At 35.9% G+C, this 19418-nt stretch carries 14 protein-coding genes; all 14 read right to left on the bottom strand.

Translation table 11 applies throughout. The features are described 5' to 3' along the window. Genes GWI68_RS07415 through tssE form a run of 14 tightly spaced genes read right to left on the bottom strand, consistent with a single transcriptional unit; the run spans nt 1 to nt 19418 of the window. Nucleotides 1-1737, bottom strand: coding sequence for a type VI secretion system baseplate subunit TssF (locus GWI68_RS07415; protein ID WP_166539845.1), 1737 nt, complete (start codon nt 1735-1737; stop codon nt 1-3). Nucleotides 1738-1797: 60 nt separating this feature from the next. Continuing rightward, complete coding sequence (locus GWI68_RS07420) at nt 1798-3129, bottom strand: VasL domain-containing protein (protein WP_166539846.1); 1332 nt, start codon at nt 3127-3129, stop codon at nt 1798-1800. A 39-nt stretch (nt 3130-3168) separates the two neighbouring features. After that, nucleotides 3169-6717, bottom strand: a complete 3549-nt coding sequence (gene tssM / locus GWI68_RS07425; RefSeq protein ID WP_166539847.1) for a type VI secretion system membrane subunit TssM — start codon at nt 6715-6717, stop codon at nt 3169-3171. A gap of 5 nt (nt 6718-6722) precedes the next feature. Next, nucleotides 6723-8177 (bottom strand): type VI secretion system protein TssA, encoded by a 1455-nt coding sequence (tssA, locus tag GWI68_RS07430; protein WP_166539848.1) that lies wholly within the window; start codon nt 8175-8177, stop codon nt 6723-6725. Between the two features lie 5 nt (nt 8178-8182). Next, on the bottom strand, nt 8183-8833 hold the full coding sequence (gene vasI, locus GWI68_RS07435; RefSeq protein ID WP_166539849.1) for a type VI secretion system-associated protein VasI: 651 nt from the start codon (nt 8831-8833) through the stop codon (nt 8183-8185). Beyond that, the gene (locus tag GWI68_RS07440) at nt 8830-9627 is read right to left on the bottom strand and encodes a Fis family transcriptional regulator (protein WP_166539850.1); all 798 of its coding nucleotides are present in this window, start codon (nt 9625-9627) and stop codon (nt 8830-8832) included. The genes vasI and GWI68_RS07440 overlap by 4 nt, the downstream gene beginning before the upstream one ends. After that, on the bottom strand, nt 9624-12260 hold the full coding sequence (tssH, locus tag GWI68_RS07445; RefSeq protein WP_166539851.1) for a type VI secretion system ATPase TssH: 2637 nt from the start codon (nt 12258-12260) through the stop codon (nt 9624-9626). The genes GWI68_RS07440 and tssH overlap by 4 nt, the downstream gene beginning before the upstream one ends. Nucleotides 12261-12269: 9 nt before the next feature. Beyond that, entirely contained in the window at nt 12270-13025 is a 756-nt protein-coding gene (gene icmH, locus GWI68_RS07450; protein ID WP_166539852.1) for a type IVB secretion system protein IcmH/DotU, read from the bottom strand. Beyond that, the gene (tssK, locus tag GWI68_RS07455; protein WP_166539853.1) at nt 13018-14376 is read right to left on the bottom strand and encodes a type VI secretion system baseplate subunit TssK; all 1359 of its coding nucleotides are present in this window, start codon (nt 14374-14376) and stop codon (nt 13018-13020) included. Before tssK ends, icmH begins: the two co-directional genes overlap by 8 nt. Nucleotides 14377-14378: 2 nt before the next feature. Beyond that, nucleotides 14379-14933, bottom strand: coding sequence for a type VI secretion system lipoprotein TssJ (tssJ, locus tag GWI68_RS07460; protein WP_166539854.1), 555 nt, complete (start codon nt 14931-14933; stop codon nt 14379-14381). A 1-nt stretch (nt 14934) separates the two neighbouring features. Continuing rightward, complete coding sequence (gene tagH, locus GWI68_RS07465; RefSeq protein ID WP_166539855.1) at nt 14935-16176, bottom strand: type VI secretion system-associated FHA domain protein TagH; 1242 nt, start codon at nt 16174-16176, stop codon at nt 14935-14937. 5 nt (nt 16177-16181) lie between these two features. Then, on the bottom strand, nt 16182-17231 hold the full coding sequence (gene tssG, locus GWI68_RS07470; protein WP_166539856.1) for a type VI secretion system baseplate subunit TssG: 1050 nt from the start codon (nt 17229-17231) through the stop codon (nt 16182-16184). Continuing rightward, nucleotides 17195-18979 carry a type VI secretion system baseplate subunit TssF gene (gene tssF, locus GWI68_RS07475; protein WP_166539857.1) on the bottom strand — a complete coding sequence of 595 codons (1785 nt, stop codon included), beginning with the start codon at nt 18977-18979 and terminating at the stop codon, nt 17195-17197. Before tssF ends, tssG begins: the two co-directional genes overlap by 37 nt. A 1-nt stretch (nt 18980) precedes the next feature. Beyond that, nucleotides 18981-19418 carry a type VI secretion system baseplate subunit TssE gene (tssE, locus tag GWI68_RS07480; RefSeq protein WP_166539858.1) on the bottom strand — a complete coding sequence of 146 codons (438 nt, stop codon included), beginning with the start codon at nt 19416-19418 and terminating at the stop codon, nt 18981-18983.

The raw sequence follows: 19418 nt of genomic DNA on the forward strand, positions 1-19418 counted from the left end.
TCACAATAATGATTTGTGACCATTTAATGGGGATGGTGATAAAAACCATTTTAAATTATCATCAGTATTAAATTTAATTTTCATTTCCAATAACATATTCTCTGACAAACAAAATGGGAAAAAATGATAAAGATGTGAAACGAAAACAAATGCATCTCCTTCATTGTCAAAATAGTTAATATCAATGGTTAAGGTTAAAGATAAGCAACGGTGTGGCTTGCCTTTTAAAATATAATCATAAGTATAGCTATTTAAATCAATACATCCGTCTAATGAACTTTTTATTTTTCTTGTGATCTGTTTATCTAGTTCCGTATAAATTAAATAATCACTCAGCATATTTTTTATTGTTGAGATAGACATTAGCATAAAGGCATTAGCACTATAATGTGATAATAAATGCCAATAACATTTATCATCAACAATAGGAGGGAAACATTCTGATAATGGTGTGATATTTGTGAGTAATAAATTATCAGGCATATTTTCACTATGTGCATTTAATACACCAATACTGTTATCCTTATATTTTTCAAAGCCAATATAGGTACAAGAAAAATGTAAACTAGGTGGCGAGATAAGTGCTTCACCTTTGTTATCATAAAAATGAATAATGTAAAATGTGCGTCCAGTAATATCTTTATCTATAGTTAATGAATAAAAAAGAGAATTTTGATATTGAGGTAGTAGACGAGATGCTGAAGTTAACTCTGTTATTGAATAAAAATGACAATAAAGACCTCGTTCTTTTTCATGAGGTTCAAGTGATAGCATGATTTCAGATAAACTTGAAAGATAGTGGTTATCAGGGATCGGTAATAAATAAGACGACTTATTCTCTTGAAAATCAATAATAACAGTATGTTCTTTCTCTTTATCAACGGAAGGAACACAATTAAGTAAGAAGCAGTTTTTACACAGCTCTTCTGTTAGTGAAATTTGCTTATTTAAATAGATATTAATCGTAAATTTAGTGCTTTTTTGCCAATCTAAGTTCTTTATAATAGTTGGAATATCTAAGCTAATAAAGTGATGAACATGAGGAAGATACAATCCTTCAAGTAATTGTTGTGGTGCTTTTGGGGTATTTTCTGATTGTGAAAAAATAGGATATTTTTCACCTATTTGAGTATTAAAACAAAATGTTGCGTTATCACCATGATAATTTTGATCTGCGTGTTTTAATTCAATATAGTCAAAATGTTGAGTTAATCCAAGCAACAAAGTATCTGCAATATTTTTTATTGGACTGAGAAATAAATTAAGAGAACAAGATTGTGTATGTTCGATATTACCAAGATATTTAAAGGTTAAAGAGATACAGCTTTTATTGGGTTGATGTGTCACTTTTTTCTCAGTAAGAGAATAAGGCTCAATATATAAATCACGACAACTTGAAAAGCATGTATTATTATCACCTAATGCACTGCTATTTTTAGGAATAAAATAACTGTAATTAATTTCTTTTTCACAGCTAATTTGAATAATTGATGTTGATGGCACACCTTTAATTGCCTGAGAGCCTAATCGTTGTAATAAAGGAAGTGTAATTTCAGGGAATGCATCATCAATTTTTTCTTGCAAATGAGCAGAAAGAAAAGCAAATCCTTCCATTAAATAACCTGTTTGTGGATCGTCTGGTTCTAAGACTTCTGCTAAGTGTGGTTTTTTTTGTGCGTAGGCTTTTGCCAGTTTTTGTAGGTATTGTCTTTCTTTTAAGTATTTAATTTCACTCATGTTAATCTAATATCTACCTTATTAATAATAAATAATATCTGCCATGATTTTTTGTTGTTTTTAATAAGAGTAAGGCTTTAATCCTAATTCTTCTGCTTCTTTTTGAAGAAAATAATATCGTGCTAATAATCCATTAACGTCTGCATCAAGATTATTAATTAATGCGGGTGAAATACTCTGCTCTTTATTTATTGTCTGTGAAAATTCATACAGTTTGTTTTCAATTGGAATAGCTTTATTATGACTTTTTTGTATTTCGTAAACAGCAGTTTTTAAATAAGAAAGAGTGAAACTGCCTCGATTACGCTCTTGTTGAACAATTCTGTCAGAAAGTTGTTGAATTAATTTATTGGTATCAGACCAACTGCTGTCAATAGGCGCATTTTCTAATCGTGTAGTGAGGATATTTTGCCATTGTCGTGTTGCGTAAGATTGATCAGCATTATTAGGCCAAAGCTTTTTAGCTACCTCCAGCATATGATCTGATTTTCTTAAAGCAAATAGAGGAGACTGTTTTTCCATTAAAATAAGGTTATTTGCGTATGAACTAATATTCGGTTGATATAACCACTGTGTAATGGCACCTTCAGGTTGAGATGTAATGGCAGATAACTCTTTTTGCATCGGCAAATACAGCGATACACCAATAACAAAAAAAATAGCGCTACTAGTGAATAATCCAATAAAAAAACCTTTTTTTGCACTCATTGATTTTTTCTCAATAGGAGGATCGTCATATAAAACGACTTCGGTGATGGGATTAGGTTTAGACGTATTATTTTCTTTTATCTCATCAGATGGACTGATATAGACAATAGGGGGGATCTTAACCGTAGCATTATTACTTTTTTGTGTTGTATTTTTTGTTGTTTGCTCTAAGGTTTTTGCTGCATTTTGGAAAAACCAGAGTAAATTTTCTAGCTTTGGTAATTTCGGCCAATCTGTATGAGCAATTTGATCAATAATTAATTGTAGAGCTCTTTCTGAACGATAAATTAAACGTAAATCAGAAGGAGAAAAGGTTAATTGACGTAATAAAGCCCCTGCTTTGGTATTAAACCAATTCAATACATCATATCGATGGTTTGATTGGAAAGGCCAAAGGTTATCCCATTGACTCACCACAATATTGGCAAGTAATTCACATCCTTCAGTAAAACCATTTAGCCCATTAAGATGAAGACGAGCAAGCGTGTAATAAACGCCACTTTGCAAGTCGATACCGTGAGTTTTAAATAACGTTAATGAAAGAGACTCAATAAGTGTCCAACTGATCTCAGGCTGAGAAGGATGATTGAGTTTATTAAATTCCGCTTTTAATGCAATAAATTCAGGGATATCTAAAGGAGAGCCTGCAATTTTTATCACAAATTTTTCTTTTGGCGTATTCATGAAAGATCCTATCCCCTCATAAATATGAGGGGAAATCAGTTAATAAAGAGTTTCTGGTAATTTGAAACGCGTAAATAATCCACCAAAGAAAGGATTATTAGATTCATCGATTGTGATCCGATATGTCATATCACCACCATCAAGAGTGAATTTCACATCGAAAGAATGTGGTTTTATGTTGGTAAGTCTGCCGCCATTAATCAGTCGCATTTGTGCCCAAGGACCACTAAATAAAATAGCTCGCGGTGATTTATCGCCAGAAATGGGTACTAAGGTGAGTTTGCTTTCAACATTTGAACGCATTGAGTTGGGCCAAACCATATGCACGGTATGACTTCTGCCGTGTGAATAATCAAGCAATTGACCATCAAGATTTAAAACACTACGACGCTTATTACCTGTTAGTGATAGCGCTTCAATAGCAAATTGCGCTTCTAAATTGCCTTGTGCATTAAAGAATGTATTTCTAATTCGATTTGCTATTTCAAGTTGTTCTAATACATCTGGACGAATAAGTGATTGACCATCGCTGTTTTCAATTAAATTATTTTCAACAAAAAGGCGTAGATTTTGCTGGTAGAAGCTATCTAATGTACCGTTAGGCTTAAAAAAACGTTCAAACTCACTTAAAGGTACATCTTGTGTCGTCGCTGCGTTAAACGGATAACGACCTATAATGTAGGTATGATATTGCTTAACAACGGTTTCATTCCACTCAACTTCCATATAGCGAATTGCTTCTTTTTGTACAACATTCCAAGCTTGATCTGCTAATTGACCTACCCAACGATTCATTGGTTCAGGTAATGTTTTCGCTGATTGAGATAATTCAAAGATAATGTCACGATTATTATCGTCAAGACGGGATGTCACCGCTTTTAATGCAGCTTTACCCGGGACGGGTGAATTATAAATGCCTAATAAATAACGATGTAATTCATTTAATTTTTGATTAAGATTTTGCAGGTTTTCACCATTATTACTGACTAAAATTTCAGTTTGAGGAGCAAATTCTTTATCTAGCCGTATGAGTAATTTATATTTTAATTCATCCATTAATGCTTTTTGGTCAGCAACAGGTAGTGAACTATCTATTTTTGGTAATGTTGTATTATCTCTTAATACTTGTAATGCTCGTCGTATTGGTTGTTCACCACTAATAATTTGTTCTAATGCATTAATTTCATCTTGTAGTGATTCAAACTCCCTTATTTCAAGGTTACTGATGGCAGCACGCCATTGAGCTGTATAATCATTAAGATATTGTTCAGTGATTTGGCGTTGGATCTCTTTTCGATCATTTTCACTATATTGAGTGTTTGTACTTAAATTTAAGACCCATGCATCTAAAAAGGTCAGATCCACCAATTCATCATTATGTTGAGTAAAGTAGTTTGTTAACCCATACAGTGTAAGAAGCTGAGGCATTTGAAGTTTATCTTCATTTATAGCAGCAAAAATACTGTCAAAACTAGGGCCAACTTGATGACGTATATTTAATGGTGATGAAAGCACTTGGTTTGCTTTAAGGCGTAATGTTTGGTAAACACGTTGATAAAGAGGTAAACGGCTCAATTCTTTTTGTGCTGTATTAATGGGTTGAGTAAAAGGCGCAAAAGCATTAATTGCCGTTGTTTCTCCAGCTTTACGTTGAGCTTGCCAATCGGTATGTTTTAATGCGTATTGTAAATGTGACATTAATTGAGATTGGATATTACGCTGGCCTGTAAATAAGTGACTCCAATAATTAGCCATAAAGTTTTCAACAATCTCATTATTGCGTCCACTTTTGTCTTCAAGCATGCGCATAATGCGTAATATCTCTAATTTTTCCTCACTCCCTGCTTTGGCTTTATTTAACTCAACAAGTAAAGAATTCATTATTGAAGGCAAATAATGTTCTGTTATTAATTGAAGGTAAACATTTTCGACATAAGGGCCGACATTCTTTCCTTGATATAACCCAAGATCAGAAAATAGGTCACTTTTCTCACGATAATTACCGTAAGCTAATGTGGCATCTAATAACGGATTTAATACAGCAAGTTGCTCTTTTCCCGCCGTATTTGTCGTTATTGTGGTATCAGAAGCGCGAAAGGCTTTTACTTCATTAAGTACATTTTCACCAGACTGATAGTTCTTGCTGTAATAGTGGCTCCAGCCATTCCACAAAGCGATAATACCAACAAAACTGATAACAGAAGCTAATAGGACTCTTCTACGATGCTTTTTAAGCCAGAATTGACTTTCAGCAGCCAAGTTGGGCTCTGATAGTAAAACATCTTGAAAAAGCGATTGTGTAAAATAGCTGTGAGTTTCAGCAATTGGCCAAGTGGCTAAAGGTGCTGTTGGTAAATGATATTGCACAGATGCTGTTTGGCTAAAGATATTATCAACTTGCCCGACTTGTGTTGCTGATGTGAGATATACACCACGTAATTGAATATCTTGTTGTTTATCACTAGATGTTAAAGCATCAATTAGATTGATTACATTGATTTTCAACCCTTGAATTTGTCTGATAAAGCTAAATAACTTAGTGCGCTGGCTTTCATCTACACGATTAATCATCATCTCAGGAAGGGCGCTATTCATTTGGCTTACCCATTGTTCCCAAAATGTGTTCAGCTCTTTTTCCCAGCTATTTTTGTTATTTAATTGAAATGTCACACCCAAAATTTCATCACGTTGTTTCGTTTCTAATGATTGAAACATCGCATCAAATCCCTGTAATAAATCGAGTTTTGTAAATACGATATAAATAGGTAATTGACTATTAAATGCGATGCGAATTTCTTGTAACCGCATATGTAATGAGGCAATAAATTGGCTATTTTTTTCTTTGTTGTTTGTCAGTAGTTGTAATATATCGATAGTAAGAATAATGCCATTCATTGGTTGGCGAGCACGATGTTCATTCAACCAACCTAGTAATTCATTCCATAGTCGGTGATAAAGTTTTGGTTTTTCTAAAATGAGGTTAGGCTGTGTAATTAGCTTCCCTTCAGGTATTAATAATATCGCTTGATCGGCGAGTCGCATTTTTATATGTAAAGGCAGTTTTTGTTCGCTAACAATATTTTCAATAGGCGCAATATCTAAGGTATTTAAGCTATTTTTTAATAAGGTATTTTTGCCACTTTCATCAGTACCTAAAACAAAATACCAAGGTTTTTGATAAAGCGCATTGGTGTGTCCATTTTGATGTTTAATAAACTGCGATTTCCAGTAATTTAAATAACGAGTTTGGTGTTCAATATCATTACGGACAGGGTCAACAATGGCTAATTCTACCTCTAATTTCAGCCCTTCAAGTTTTTTAACTCGAAGCCATGTTGCAATTCCAACCCAACTGACAACCACTAAAATAGTGATAACAGTAGCTAACCAACGTGCGCTAAGTGAGCGTAATGGATAATCACCTTTAAATTCATAGTTTGCTCCCCACCACCAGATCCAAATAACAAACAATGCAGGAATTAAAGCAACTAAAAGTAAAAATAGGGATTTAATTTTTGATTTATCAGAAAAGAAAATTTTTTTTATAAAATCTGCTATTTTTTTTCCAGAAAGAAAAGACCAATTCATTATTATTATTCCCTATGAGAAAACGAGTTCTGTTGATGTTCCATTTTTGATGCTAATTGATTTAATAAATTGGGTTCCCACTCTGATAATGAATATCGAAGTGCATCTTGATAAAGCTGATCAAAATAAACATTTGCGATGGAACTCATTTTTGACGCTTCAAAAAGTTGTGCAGAAAGTAATTGTAGATAAAACCGTTGACGGGGTTCAGTCGCTACTGAAATAGCGTTATCAATCATTAATAATGCGGCATTAAGTCCTTCTTGTTCAAAGCAATCCATAATTTCTTGTTGCTCATTGTGTAGTGATAACGAAGGGCTTACTTTATTGTTAGCTTGGTTTTCTAAACTTCCCAGCCATAGATGAGTTTCTTCTGAAATAAAGGGAGTCATATCAGAGAAATAGAGATGATTAAGCTGAGGTAATCTTATTAAAAATAGTGAAAGCTCTTGAGCAATGGCTGATGAAACATCAATTAGCCCTAATAGTTGTGCGGTTTGAGCTGCCATAAAATGCCCATCTAACCAATAAGGTGCTAGCGTTAAGCTTTGCTCAATATCATTGAGTAATGAGATAGACGGCTGTGAGAGTTGTGCTTTGTAATCAGTTACTCTATCAATCGCCACGGCAGCTAAAGGGGTTTTACCTTGTTTATCGCTTATGGGAAGTGTTTGAATATTGTGCCAAATAGCATATCGGCGTAGGCGATAACCGACCGCATCATTAGGCGTTTGTTCACAAAGAATGCCAGCGACTTTTAATAGTGTCTGCTTCCATTGGCGGTCATCACTTTGATTAATTTCAACATAAGGTTGCTCTGCCTGTGAAGTCACGCTTACTGAGGTTTGAGGCGATGTTTTTACTTCATTAATGGGTTCTGCTTTTATACTTTTTTCAACTGTAATGGCCGATTTTTGTGTGTTTTCTATATGTTGATACGCTTGGCTTAATTCATCCATTTGCGTGGATAAATTAGGCTGATTGGTGTGCCAAAATTGAGCTAAATAGGCAAATTCACCCAAAATATCATCACGTTGTTCAGATGAGGCTTGCTGGCAAAAACTGTTTTTGACTGACTCAAAACGTTTAATAATTTGCTGTGCTAAGCGTAGTTTTAAACGTGGATTACTGGGAGAACTTGTATCCCAATAATGTTGCATATAGGCGCTGGCAACCGTGGCAGCAATGACTAGCCCTTCAGGAACCGCAGCATGTTGTAGCGTTCTTAAAAAATGGACAAGTAAGCGAAAGTCTTTAGTTTGTGTAGCAAAGAGTTGTAATGCTCGACGCTGAATATCATCAATATCTAAAGTGCTGTGGCTTAGTGAACCAAATTTTATCATTTCACTTTCGATATATTCCCAATCGGCGTTATTTTCATCAAGCTGGCTACTTATTTTAGCCTCATCCAAAGGTGCTAAAAGTTGTTCTCGCCATGTACAAAGCGTTTTTGTTGTCATTTTTATCACCAATGACAGGCGGAACGCAGAGGTTTTATCTCTTCGTTAATGCCTGAAATATTAAAGGTTAATTGCTCATCATTCGCTAATTTGATGGTTAGTTTTGTGCTGGAAAGTAGTTGTTTGATTTCATCAATGCCGAGTATGCCGCGACTTGCTTCAAGCAAATAACCGTCTTCTCGTAGAAACCATTCGCTACTTAGTTGTGTTTTGTCCGTGATGAGTTGGATACTTCCTGCAATTTGTTTTTTGGGTAACGCAATTTGCATACGAGTAATGTTGTCGATACAACTGAGCATTAAAATAGGGCGAGGTGGCTGATATCCCATTGCTGGGATGGTCATAATAACGGGATAAGTACCTTTATTATGAGCTGTGACCATAAACCCAGCGGTGTGATTTTCACGTTTCATTTCATGCTCTAGCGCTAAACGCCAAATATCGCCCATCGCACTTACATCAACAGTAGAAATGGGTTTATTTCCAACGTTAATTTGGTCATAGCAAGATAAACGCATAAGTTGAGATGTCTCTTCACGACACTCAAAGAGAGCGTGTTCAGTAAGGTTGGTTTTATTTTCTTGCTCTTGTGCAAAAACGTGACTTATTGAGAAGAGAGCGAGAAAAATGAAATAAACTGGTTGTGAATAAATCATTTAAGACACCCATATTTTTTTAATTTATATAAAAGCGAACGCTTTGAAATATTTAAATTTTCAGCGATTAAATTGAGATCATCATTATTGTTTTCTTGTTGGTAACGCAGAATTGACGCCTCATAACGTTCAGTAGCTAAAGTAAGATCGTTTACCTCAGCAAAAGAATGAATTGGAATCTGTGTTGGAGTTAAATTCGATACAGATAATGAACGTAACGTCTGGTTAATTTTCTCTTCTTTTTCTTGTTGTAATTTCAATAGATATTGCAGATCAGCAATTTTCTGTTGTGATTGAGAAAATGCCAAAATGCTTTTTAATTGATGATGAAATACATTGCAGTAAATAGAAAAAATACCTTGCTCATAAACCATTTCATCGAGATCTTCCCCTAACATAATAATTAGCCCGTAAGGTTTATTATTAAGATCAACAAAGGGAATACTAAATAGCCCACAATGCACGGGTTGTTTGGCGATAAATTGCTGTAAAGCATGATCGCTAATATAACTGCCTTGTTTTAGATCATTCCAGAGAATAGGTTGTGGTTGTGATAGAAGCTGGATCAACGGGTGATCCGCTTCTGTAATATCGACATCCAAATGTTTTTTCTCTACTTTTTCACTAAGATCAATACTCCAGCTCTCTAAGCGATTCTCTGATTTATTAATCATTGAAACAATGAGTGCGCTGAATGGACTACGAGGCATACTCAGCTCAAGAAATTGGCTGATCAGTGAGTCCACATCTAAACAAGTTAAGAGAGAGAGCGCATTTTTCAGTCTGTGCTTCATAGTTCTACATTTACCTCTGCAATGAATTGGTTATCTTGTGTTGATAACCGTATCGTCCTGATATCTTCATTCTTTGCACTGTGTTGCAACAGAAGAAGTGAAAGAGGGGGTAATAACGCACCATCAATAATGGATTCTAAAATTCTTGCACCGTTTTCTGCTCGTGAAGCGCGTTGTAATATTTCATCGGAAACGGTCTCTTCCAGCTTGATCTCTGCATGAAAACGTTGTGTAAGTAATTGAGTTAAACGTGTTAGTTTGTGATCAATAATTTCTTTGAGAATAATCTGCGTTAGCGGTAAGAATGGGATCACTTCCATACGCGCTAAAAGGGCGGGTTTAAAGAAGGTGGTTAATTCGGGATAGAGCGCATCATGCAATTCATCCGGTTTGTCGGCATTAGCCATAATGACGTGATCACCTAAATTAGACGTTAGGAAAAATGCAACGTTTTTACAGTCAATAACACGACCTTCACCGTCGGCTAATTCTCCTTTATCAAAGGCTTGATAAAACAGATTTAAAACATCGGGGTGTGCTTTTTCTACTTCGTCCAGTAGTACAACGGAATAAGGCTTTTTGCGAATAGCTTCGGTTAATACTCCGCCTTCACCATAACCTACATAACCTGGTGGTGAACCAATTAAGCGAGAAACAGTATGTTTTTCTTGAAACTCTGACATGTTGATCGTGGTGAGATATTGTGTTCCGCCAAACATCAACTGAGCAATTTGAATTACTATTTCTGTTTTACCAACACCACTTGGCCCGGCTAATAAGAATGCCCCCAATGGACGGCCTGAACGGCGTAAATCGGCACGCGCTGTTAATAAATGCTTATGAAGATGTTTGATTGCAAGTGATTGGCCTTTAATACTTTGTTCAAGGTAGGTTGGTAGCTCTGTCACTACTTGTAATGCATCTTGTGATAAGCGATTAAGAGGTACTCCTGTCCATTCCGCAATCACGGCAGCAATTTGTTTTTTATCGACATGAGGAGAGACCAATAGAGAGTGTTGATGTAATTCATTTAGCTCTTCATTTAGTGCATTTAATCGAGATTTCAGCTCATCATTGTTATTTTCAATACTTTCATTGTTTGCTTCTTCTTCAAGTGATTTAGTTAATATTGATAATAAAGTTGACCGTAATTTGATAATTTCACGAACAATATTTTTCTGTTTTCCCCACGCTTGTTGAAGCATTTCAATTTGTGTTTCAATCTCAATAGACTGATTTTCTAATATCGCCAAACGCTCTGAATGATCTTTTAAACCTACTTGCTGTTCACGGGTTAATACATCACGTTCTATCTTGATTTGATGGCGTTGCGTTTTTAATGCTGATAGCTGTTTAGGCGGAGTTGAAAGGTTGATAGCAGCACGAGCATAAGCGGTATCAAGTACATCAATGGCTTTATCTGGAAGTTGGCGTCCTGAAAGATAGCGTTCACTTAATTGTGCTGATGCACAAAGTGCTTCATCATCAATAAAGACGTGATGTGCTTTTTCATAAATAGAGCGCAATCCACGCATAATAATAATGGCTTCGTCTGCGGTGGGCTCTTTGACTTGAACGAGTTGGAAACGGCGCGCTAACGCTGCATCTTTTTCAAAGTATTTTTTATATTCACTCCATGTGGTTGCGGCAATGGTACTTAATTCACCACGGGCTAATGCAGGTTTTAGCAAATTGGAAATATCTAAGCCACCTTGCTGATTTCCAGCTCCAATCAAGGTATGGGCTTCATCAATAAATAAGATAATAGGAGTCGGTGATTGTGCCACTTCTTGCATAATGCCTTTAAAGCGTTTTTCAAATTCCCCTTTAACAGCCGCGCCTGCTTGTAATGCACCTAAATCTAGAGTTAACAACTCACATTCTTTGAGTTTTTCGGGAATATCACCCGCAACAATACGCAAAGCTAACCCTTCAATTAAGGCACTTTTACCCACACCTGCTTCACCAACTACTACGGGGTTGTTTTTCCGACGACGACAGAGAATATCAATCATTAAATCAATTTCATGGTCGCGACATAAAACAGGATCTAGCTGGTTATCTCTTGCTTGTTGCGTCATGTTTTGTGTAAAACGCGCAAGCATAGAGTCCGATTGAACATGACGATTGGATGATTTATTAGCTTCTGTTATTGGTGCTTCTGCTGATGTCAGAGTCCACTCATCAAAGTTGAGCTTGAGTTGCTCTCTATTGATTTGAGAGAGTAATTCAACTGCTGCTTTTGAGAGATAACGATGGGGCATTTGCAATAAAGTGAGTAACAAAGCGCCTGAGCGTAATTCATTATGGCTAAGTTCTGCTGAAGCCAATAGCCAGCTATCTTTTAGCCATTCGACTAATAGAGGTGAAAAATTAGGATAACTTTGTGTCACGCTCTGTTGTTGTACTGTGTGGAGATTTAAAAGCTCAGTTAATTCGGTGGGATTGATATCAACTTTATTAAAGATAGTACGGATATCCGTCAGTGGTGTTTCCAGCAGTTGTTGTAATAATTGGTCTACTGTAATTTTGAGTTGCTGGTGGCTTACACAAAACGCAGCCGCATTTTCTAAAGCATGTTTAGCAATAGGGTGAAGTCTATTAACTAATGTTGAGAGATCAATCTGGATCATAATGGCGTCCTAGCTAAGAAGTGTATTAAGCTGTTCCAAAATATTGAGAGTTTGATGTCTCAATCTAGAAGCATAAATAGTGTAAATAATGGTGGCGAAGATCAGTGAGCCAATGGCGATATAACGAACACCAAAGCGTTGTCCTAAACGATATTGATGTGATTTATTGCCATTTTCTTTATATAAAATAACAGACTGAGGATCGCCTTTAAGTTGTTGGATTTGTTTTTGAAGTTGGCGAAGTAATTTATTAAAGTCATCCCCATAGCCATTGCTGACTTTATAGCGACCGCGATAGCCAAGGCATAAGCAGAGATAAATAAACTCTAATAAATCGAGGTAGCGTTTAGGCTCACCTAATAAGCGTTCTATTAATACGAAAACCTTTTCACCACCCCATGATTCATTATGAAAATGAACTAACAGGGATTGTTTTACCCAATCGTTATCTTGATCCCAGCCTAATTCTAATGCTGCTTCATCAATAAATGTGCATAACACATAGCGGAATGAAACAATGGCGCCCGGCTCATAACCGTGAGTTTGAAGTTGTTGTTCAATGGCTTGAATGTCAGTCACAACTTGCTGAAAAAGTTTGTCTGATAATGGTGTTGCTGACATTGATTTCATTCTGATCACCATACCCAGCAACGGTGTCGCGACATCAATCATTGGATTGATGTTGTTACCGCGTAATGGCAATTGATATGATTTATGGCTCACTTTTTTTTCAGCGATCTCTTGGATTAATGATTGATCACTCATGTTGGGTTCCACTTCTTATTGCCCAAAGTTGAATATCAAGTTCAGGGAATTGTCCTGATACGTGAAATGCAATATTTCCGTGTTTTTGTATATCAGCCCAAGACTCACCTTGTGGATCTAAGCGGAAATAGGTATAGCCTGAATGATAAGGCAACTGGCGAGGTGCTGTTGATAGAGCAATAAAACCAACCCCCGGCATCTGAACACTGACTAAATCACGGATTTGATTCACTGAAGTCACTTTAGCCTGTTGTGCGAATTGTCGGCGCAGTTGCTCTTGAGGTAACTGAGCGCGCACTGCAATAATAAATTCAGCACTTTGCAGAAGTTGTCTATCATGAATTGTCGCAACTCGAATCCCATGTTCTTGTTTTTGTAATGGGATCGGCACGGCTCTTGGTGTTAAAACAACACTTAATGCTTGTCGAATAGATTTAATCAGAGGCAAAAAGCCTGATGCTAAATCATAGTGACGATAAATCGGTAATTTATCAGGCAAACGGGAGCCATTAGTAAATGTTTGAATTTCGCCACTAAATTGCAATAGTTCCCTGAAAAGCTGTTCTGGATGAACCACTGTCTGTTTAGATAAATGTGAAAATTGAGGATAAGCGCGATTAAGTAGCTGTAGCATCATAAATTCAGCCACATCGGCAATTCCTTGCTGACCTGGAGAGCCAATTCTTTCGGCTATTTGGCGACCTCGTTCAAATAATGCGCCTTCAACTTCAGCTAGCAATTCCGATAAAATAGGGCAAATTCTTGAGTTTAAGCAGGTAGGAATAAAGTTTTTATCTAGAACTAAACTCCCATCAGCACTGATTTCTCTTATTTTGCAAATTGGAAGCATTACATAAGCGTCTAACTCTGTTTTCCCTAATTTTAAAATAGGATTGAGCTTCGCAATATTAAGCTGGCTAATATCCCCATTCTCAGTATGCAAATCACGTACTTGTGTTAACACCTCGCTATAACGGGCTAACAAATGATTGCCATTATGGGAATGAGAGATTTCACTGACTGTACTGTTTTGTAATGGCAATGCTAAATAAACAACATTGTCACTGCCTTCATGAATTTGTGAAATATCAATAGGTGAAGGAAGGTTATCTTGTTGTGGAATAGAAAATAGCGTGCCATCAGGCATAATGCCGGCGGCTTCTTTCAGTCCAATACGACCAAGATTTAATAATTCAGTATTTAGCGTTAGTTGGCTCAGGCCATAGTAATGAGCGTGATAGGTTTTTATCAGCGTTTCAATAATATAATCTTGATAACGTTGCTGTTGCTGAAAATGTTGAGGTTTAATAAACAACCCTTCATGCCATATCACTTTATTTTTTGTTGACACTGTTATTGTTCCTCTTCTTTTCTAAATTCAATTTCATTTTCTTTGATATGGACTAGTAGATTGTAATGACGACCAATTCCATTGATTTTCAATACTTTTTTCCATTGAGTAATATTGACATCAGAGTAATAAGCAATGATCCCGATATACTTATTCTTTTTATCCAATTCAATGAGATCGAGAGGCTTATATTGATCAGGCAAAAGAGTGTAATCTTGGTGATCGATATAATTTCTTTTTAATAGCTTTTTCAGATCGCAATTTTCTTCAATAATTTGGTCTTGATCTAAAGAGGCAAAGATCGAATCTTCATTCATATAAACAATTTGTAATTGAACAGGGGTTGCCTCTCCTTGATCGTTAGGATTGATTTCAGGCTCCGCTAATAATGTGAATGCAACGACTGAAGGTTGTTCTTTTTCTGCTCCTACGGGCGTTGAAGGATCCCACATGACTTTGCCTATTTTTGATATTGCTTCAATAGGGCCACTACACCCACTAAGTTGAGTGCTTGCAAAAATAAGAAAGAGATAAGTCGTGAGTGTTTTTATCGACATATCACACCTCATCAAGCCCTTTTCTTAAGGCTCGGTCATAAGCGTGGGTATAAACCTCGTAAAATAGCTTCTCAAAACCTTTTTGGCGAGATGATGCTAACTCATTGTAATAATTGGTATACATATCCCAAGCCCAAGCACTGTCATTCGGATTGTTATCGTAACCACGGCGATAATGAGAAAAGCGTTTTAATAAATGCTCTGGCGAAAATGCATCTAGTAAGGTAGCTAATGCAGCTGAAATAGCCTCTTGATTGGCATGATAATGTAGTTGCACATTATGTAGGCTTTCCGCCACTGCTGAAGGTGCAGATAAATGCACTGGACTACGTTCGTCCGTAAACATTAAGCGCATTACACTGTCATATTGGTTATTTAAACGAAGAGGATTATCTTCGATTGGTCGCAATTGTTTATCTTGTAAATTTTCTTGCTGTTGTAATGCCAATAAACCTTTAATTGCTGATTGCGTTGTTTTTCCTAACTCAATGAGAAAATCATTCGCTTGCTGAGAGTTTTGCAAGTTAAGGTGTACACCTAACCCTTTCATTAATGGATTAATTGCAACATAGTCAATATCTGTATTTATCTCATTATCCTGGGATGTCATTTCGGGTAAATCCATAAATTCTTGAACCATAAAAGCTCCCTGATTATCTGAATGAGGCGAAGAAAGCGAGTGGTGGTGTGAGTTAGAAGATGATGACTGAATAAGCTCTAGGCTTTCGCTTTCAAGGGCTTTTAATGGATCATGCGTCATAGCACCTGAAACCGTTGGGGCTAAAGGCATATAATTTTCTGTTTTATAAGCAGGGGGCGTGTTCTTTTGTAGTAAGGGATCTAGCGGATTATCATCAGTCACAATCAAAGATTGTGGTGTCATTGCCATAAGATCCTGTTTGTCGTTTTGCGTTAAATTAATATTAACGGACAAGACTAATTGACCGATCCTGATTTGATCGCTTTGAGATAAACAAACAGCGCCAATATCTATGGGGATCAGGGCATTATTAATATAAATAGGCTCTGAAAGCGTTTTTAAACAAAACTGCTTATCTTGCCAAACAATAGCGCATTGTGTGGCAGCAATAGAAGATTGAGTATCTTGTATTACCCAGTGAGATTGTTTACTACTACCAATTGTGCCACCAAGCTGGGTAAATTGACTATTTGGCACATAGCCACTTTCAAGCAACTCACTATTGATTAAGCGAAAAGAGATTGTGGGTAAATAATTATCCATAAATATTATTCCAAAATAGTCATTGTCACACTGGGATTGGCTTCAGGTTTTCCTAGAAAGCTTTGCCAACCTAATTGATTGTGTTGCGCTCTGCCTAGGCAAATACCATTCGTTTGTTTGTCCGCAATACGTAGGCGTAAATCCCACGCAAGTTGCTCGTGCATGATGTAAGAAACAAAAGTAATGAGTGACAAAAAATCTTTGCCATTGGGAAGAAATGACATATAGCGTTCAATAGATAATTCACTGATTTCAATGGTGCATTTTCCATTACAATCATAGATGTGAGAGCCAATATTAAAATTTTCACCTAAAACCATTTTAGGTCGAGATTTCTGCCCTGAATGACGAGCAATAATCCCTAAACGGTTTTGTTGATCTTCTGGGATAGGCACTTTGCGTATTTCCCATCCGATCAATTCAACTTTTTCTAAATCAAAACAGTGAGAAATTAAGCTACAAATAACATCAGGAGAACGACTTGGACTCGCAAGTAATCCGGCATAAGCAAGCATTTTGCTGTGGTTGATATTCATCATGCCACGATTGGTTTCACTTCCTAATCCCACAAGTGAAAACATATAACGAGAAAATGCATCATGGCCACCATCTTCGAAACAGATGTAATAGCGATATTTACGCCATATACGATGAAGTAATGTGACTAAGCGATGATTAAATAAATTAAGATAATCCGTTAATTGATTTGCTTGTTGAGCCTCTTCCCACGCGAAATGATCAAGGTAATAACCGGGTAATGGTGATTGACTACCATGTAATCCTAAAAAAGAGACTTCTAAATCAAACTTACCTTGTTCATCTTGGCGCAAGGAAACAACATCTCGAGTTGGAAATGCCGTATTAGCACTTGATCTAAACTGAATAAAATTTTCATTATTGAATGCTGTTTTTTGAGAATGCAATTTATTAAGCAACTCAACTAATTGATAGAAACTATATTCAGTAACAGATTTGCCCGCTTTTTTATTTAGCCAGCTTTGTATTTTATCAATATCTATTATTTGAGTATTTGCTGGTTTATTTTCGCTGGCCAAAGATAAATTTCCTTATTATCTAAATTAATAACTTCCAATTCGTGAAACATATTAACGCTGGTATAAAGGGTGAAAAATTGTGCTAATACAGAACAAAATAGATACATGGCGCCTTCTGAAATAAAGGCATTTTGATGTATCGATAATGTTGTTTTCACACCTCTTACAGGCAAACCTTTATATAAGTATTCGATAGACTCTGTTTTTAAATCAGTGATTGCATCAAGACACTTTTGAGACTGACGTGCAGATTGTTGAAAAAAACTCGCTTTAAAATCATACAATTGTAAAATTTGTTTAAGTGCCGTCAAACTTAATAAAGATTGATAATTAATGGATAAATTAGTCAACTCAGACCAATACAGCGTATTTCCTAATAAAGGATAAAGCGCTTTTGTTGGCTTAATAATATTACTGGTAGATGAAATGCCAGCAATAGCAGTATATTCATCAAATTTTATTGAATGAGACGACAATGAAGAGGCTAAAGTACGATTAGTACAGTTCATTGAGACTGAAATACTCTCTTCACAGTTGAGTAAATTTTCTTCATTATTTCGTACAAAAGACAAGGTATGTTGATAACCATAATTAGATTTATGGTGTGCGATTTTTAAGCGATAATAGCCTGTTCTTTCTGGGTTTTCGTGATTATTTTGATGATGAAAACTTTCAAAAGCAGTGTAACGAGTAATATAGGACTTCTGATTAGGAATATAACGCCAACCTTGAATGGTATTTATTGAAAAAATATCATAGCAATCTTGTTTTTTATGGCTTTTATTCAGAACATATTCCGTTTCTTTTCCCGTTAAATTAATTGCCTCACTCTCAGATTTAAATAAATTAACTGCAGGTACGCAATTAATCTTGATACTCTCTTCAGTGATAAGCATTGCTTCTGGAATATCACATTCAAATTGAATTGATAATGTAAAAGCATCCGACCTTAAGGCAGGAGGGAGATTGTCTAATCCCTTTATGGCAAGAGACAAAAATGCTTCAGGAAAACAAAAATACTCCTGTAATAAGCGATATCCTTCATAGCTATTTTTAGGATAAGGTAAAAGGGAGTCTTCAGCATGAAAGCCAATAGGCTCAACAGAAAAATGTTCTAATGTAATTTGATGTTTAACTGTAGTTATTTTTGCTTTCTTGATTTTGCTATTTAATAAATAAAATAATTGGGTCGTTGTATAAGAGAGCCCATTAAGGTAAATACACAGTTTCTCTAAGCCAACTGCTACTAGCGACTGTAATTGGTTTAGAGAAAAATGAATATCCAATGTATCTTTATTTTGAGTAATACGTGTTATTTGCATGGGGAGAACCCACAAATCGCGACATTGTGTAAATTGGCATTGATGCCAATTATCATCATCATTTTGAGCCAAGTCATTTTGAACATATAATGGGCGACTAATAAACGCTTGCTCTTTGGCTATTTTAATAGCGTGTTCTTGAGATGGCTCTGTTCGATATTCCATAACTGTCATACTAGGAAATGGACGTGCGTAAGCAGGCCATAGCATATTCACTAAACTGTTTGTTAGTTCAGGAAATTGTCTATCTATCTGTTCTCGTAAATTACCTGATAAATAAGCAATACCATCTAAAAGGCGTGCGGCATCAGGATCACGCACTTTTTCAGATATTTGATTAATAAGTTGCGGTTTTTCAGTTGCAACATACTGCTCAAGCTTATCGAGATAGCTTAATTCATTATCAAAATAGTGATTTGAAGACATATTAAAATTGCGTCAATTGGTATCTACGGTTGCTGTCTAATTGCACGTTAAATTCAATAAATTGCTTTTGATTTTCTAATAAGATAAAAGCAGTAATACTAAATTGCAGTGACAATGGTTCTGCTTCATTTTCTATAAAATGAACTGTGACATTAGTTATTCTTGGTTCATAAGTAGTAATGCAATCCGCAATAATATTGGATAAATGAACCTTGAAATCGACTCCTGTTAATGTCGCATCATTTAAATCAGGAACGCCTAAAGCGGGAGTACTTTGGCAACCTAAAGGTCTACTATTTAAAACCTGATTTAAATTTTGCTTAATTGACATGAGCAACGCTTGGATTTTGGCGCGTTGGGAAGAGCCTACGCTCTTCCCTTGTATGCGCTCAAATAAACTGGAAGCGGGGTTATCTTCCAAATTATATAGAGCTGTCAT

It is taken from the genome of Proteus sp. G2669 (genome assembly GCF_009915245.1).
Taxonomy (GTDB): Bacteria; Pseudomonadota; Gammaproteobacteria; order Enterobacterales; family Enterobacteriaceae; genus Proteus.

What these genes read in the sequence shown, in the direction of transcription:
- tssM (WP_166539847.1), bottom strand. Translation starts at nt 6,717, where the DNA reads ATGAATTGGTCTTTTCTTTCTGGAAAAAAAATAGCAGATTTTATAAAA.
- tssF (WP_166539857.1), bottom strand. Translation starts at nt 18,979, where the DNA reads ATGTCTTCAAATCACTATTTTGATAATGAATTAAGCTATCTCGATAAG.
- tagH (WP_166539855.1), bottom strand. Translation starts at nt 16,176, where the DNA reads ATGGATAATTATTTACCCACAATCTCTTTTCGCTTAATCAATAGTGAG.
- tssA (WP_166539848.1), bottom strand. Translation starts at nt 8,177, where the DNA reads ATGACAACAAAAACGCTTTGTACATGGCGAGAACAACTTTTAGCACCT.
- GWI68_RS07440 (WP_166539850.1), bottom strand. Translation starts at nt 9,627, where the DNA reads ATGAAGCACAGACTGAAAAATGCGCTCTCTCTCTTAACTTGTTTAGAT.
- tssH (WP_166539851.1), bottom strand. Translation starts at nt 12,260, where the DNA reads ATGATCCAGATTGATCTCTCAACATTAGTTAATAGACTTCACCCTATT.
- GWI68_RS07420 (WP_166539846.1), bottom strand. Translation starts at nt 3,129, where the DNA reads ATGAATACGCCAAAAGAAAAATTTGTGATAAAAATTGCAGGCTCTCCT.
- icmH (WP_166539852.1), bottom strand. Translation starts at nt 13,025, where the DNA reads ATGAGTGATCAATCATTAATCCAAGAGATCGCTGAAAAAAAAGTGAGC.
- tssJ (WP_166539854.1), bottom strand. Translation starts at nt 14,933, where the DNA reads ATGTCGATAAAAACACTCACGACTTATCTCTTTCTTATTTTTGCAAGC.
- vasI (WP_166539849.1), bottom strand. Translation starts at nt 8,833, where the DNA reads ATGATTTATTCACAACCAGTTTATTTCATTTTTCTCGCTCTCTTCTCA.
- GWI68_RS07415 (WP_166539845.1), bottom strand. Translation starts at nt 1,737, where the DNA reads ATGAGTGAAATTAAATACTTAAAAGAAAGACAATACCTACAAAAACTG.
- tssE (WP_166539858.1), bottom strand. Translation starts at nt 19,418, where the DNA reads ATGACAGCTCTATATAATTTGGAAGATAACCCCGCTTCCAGTTTATTT.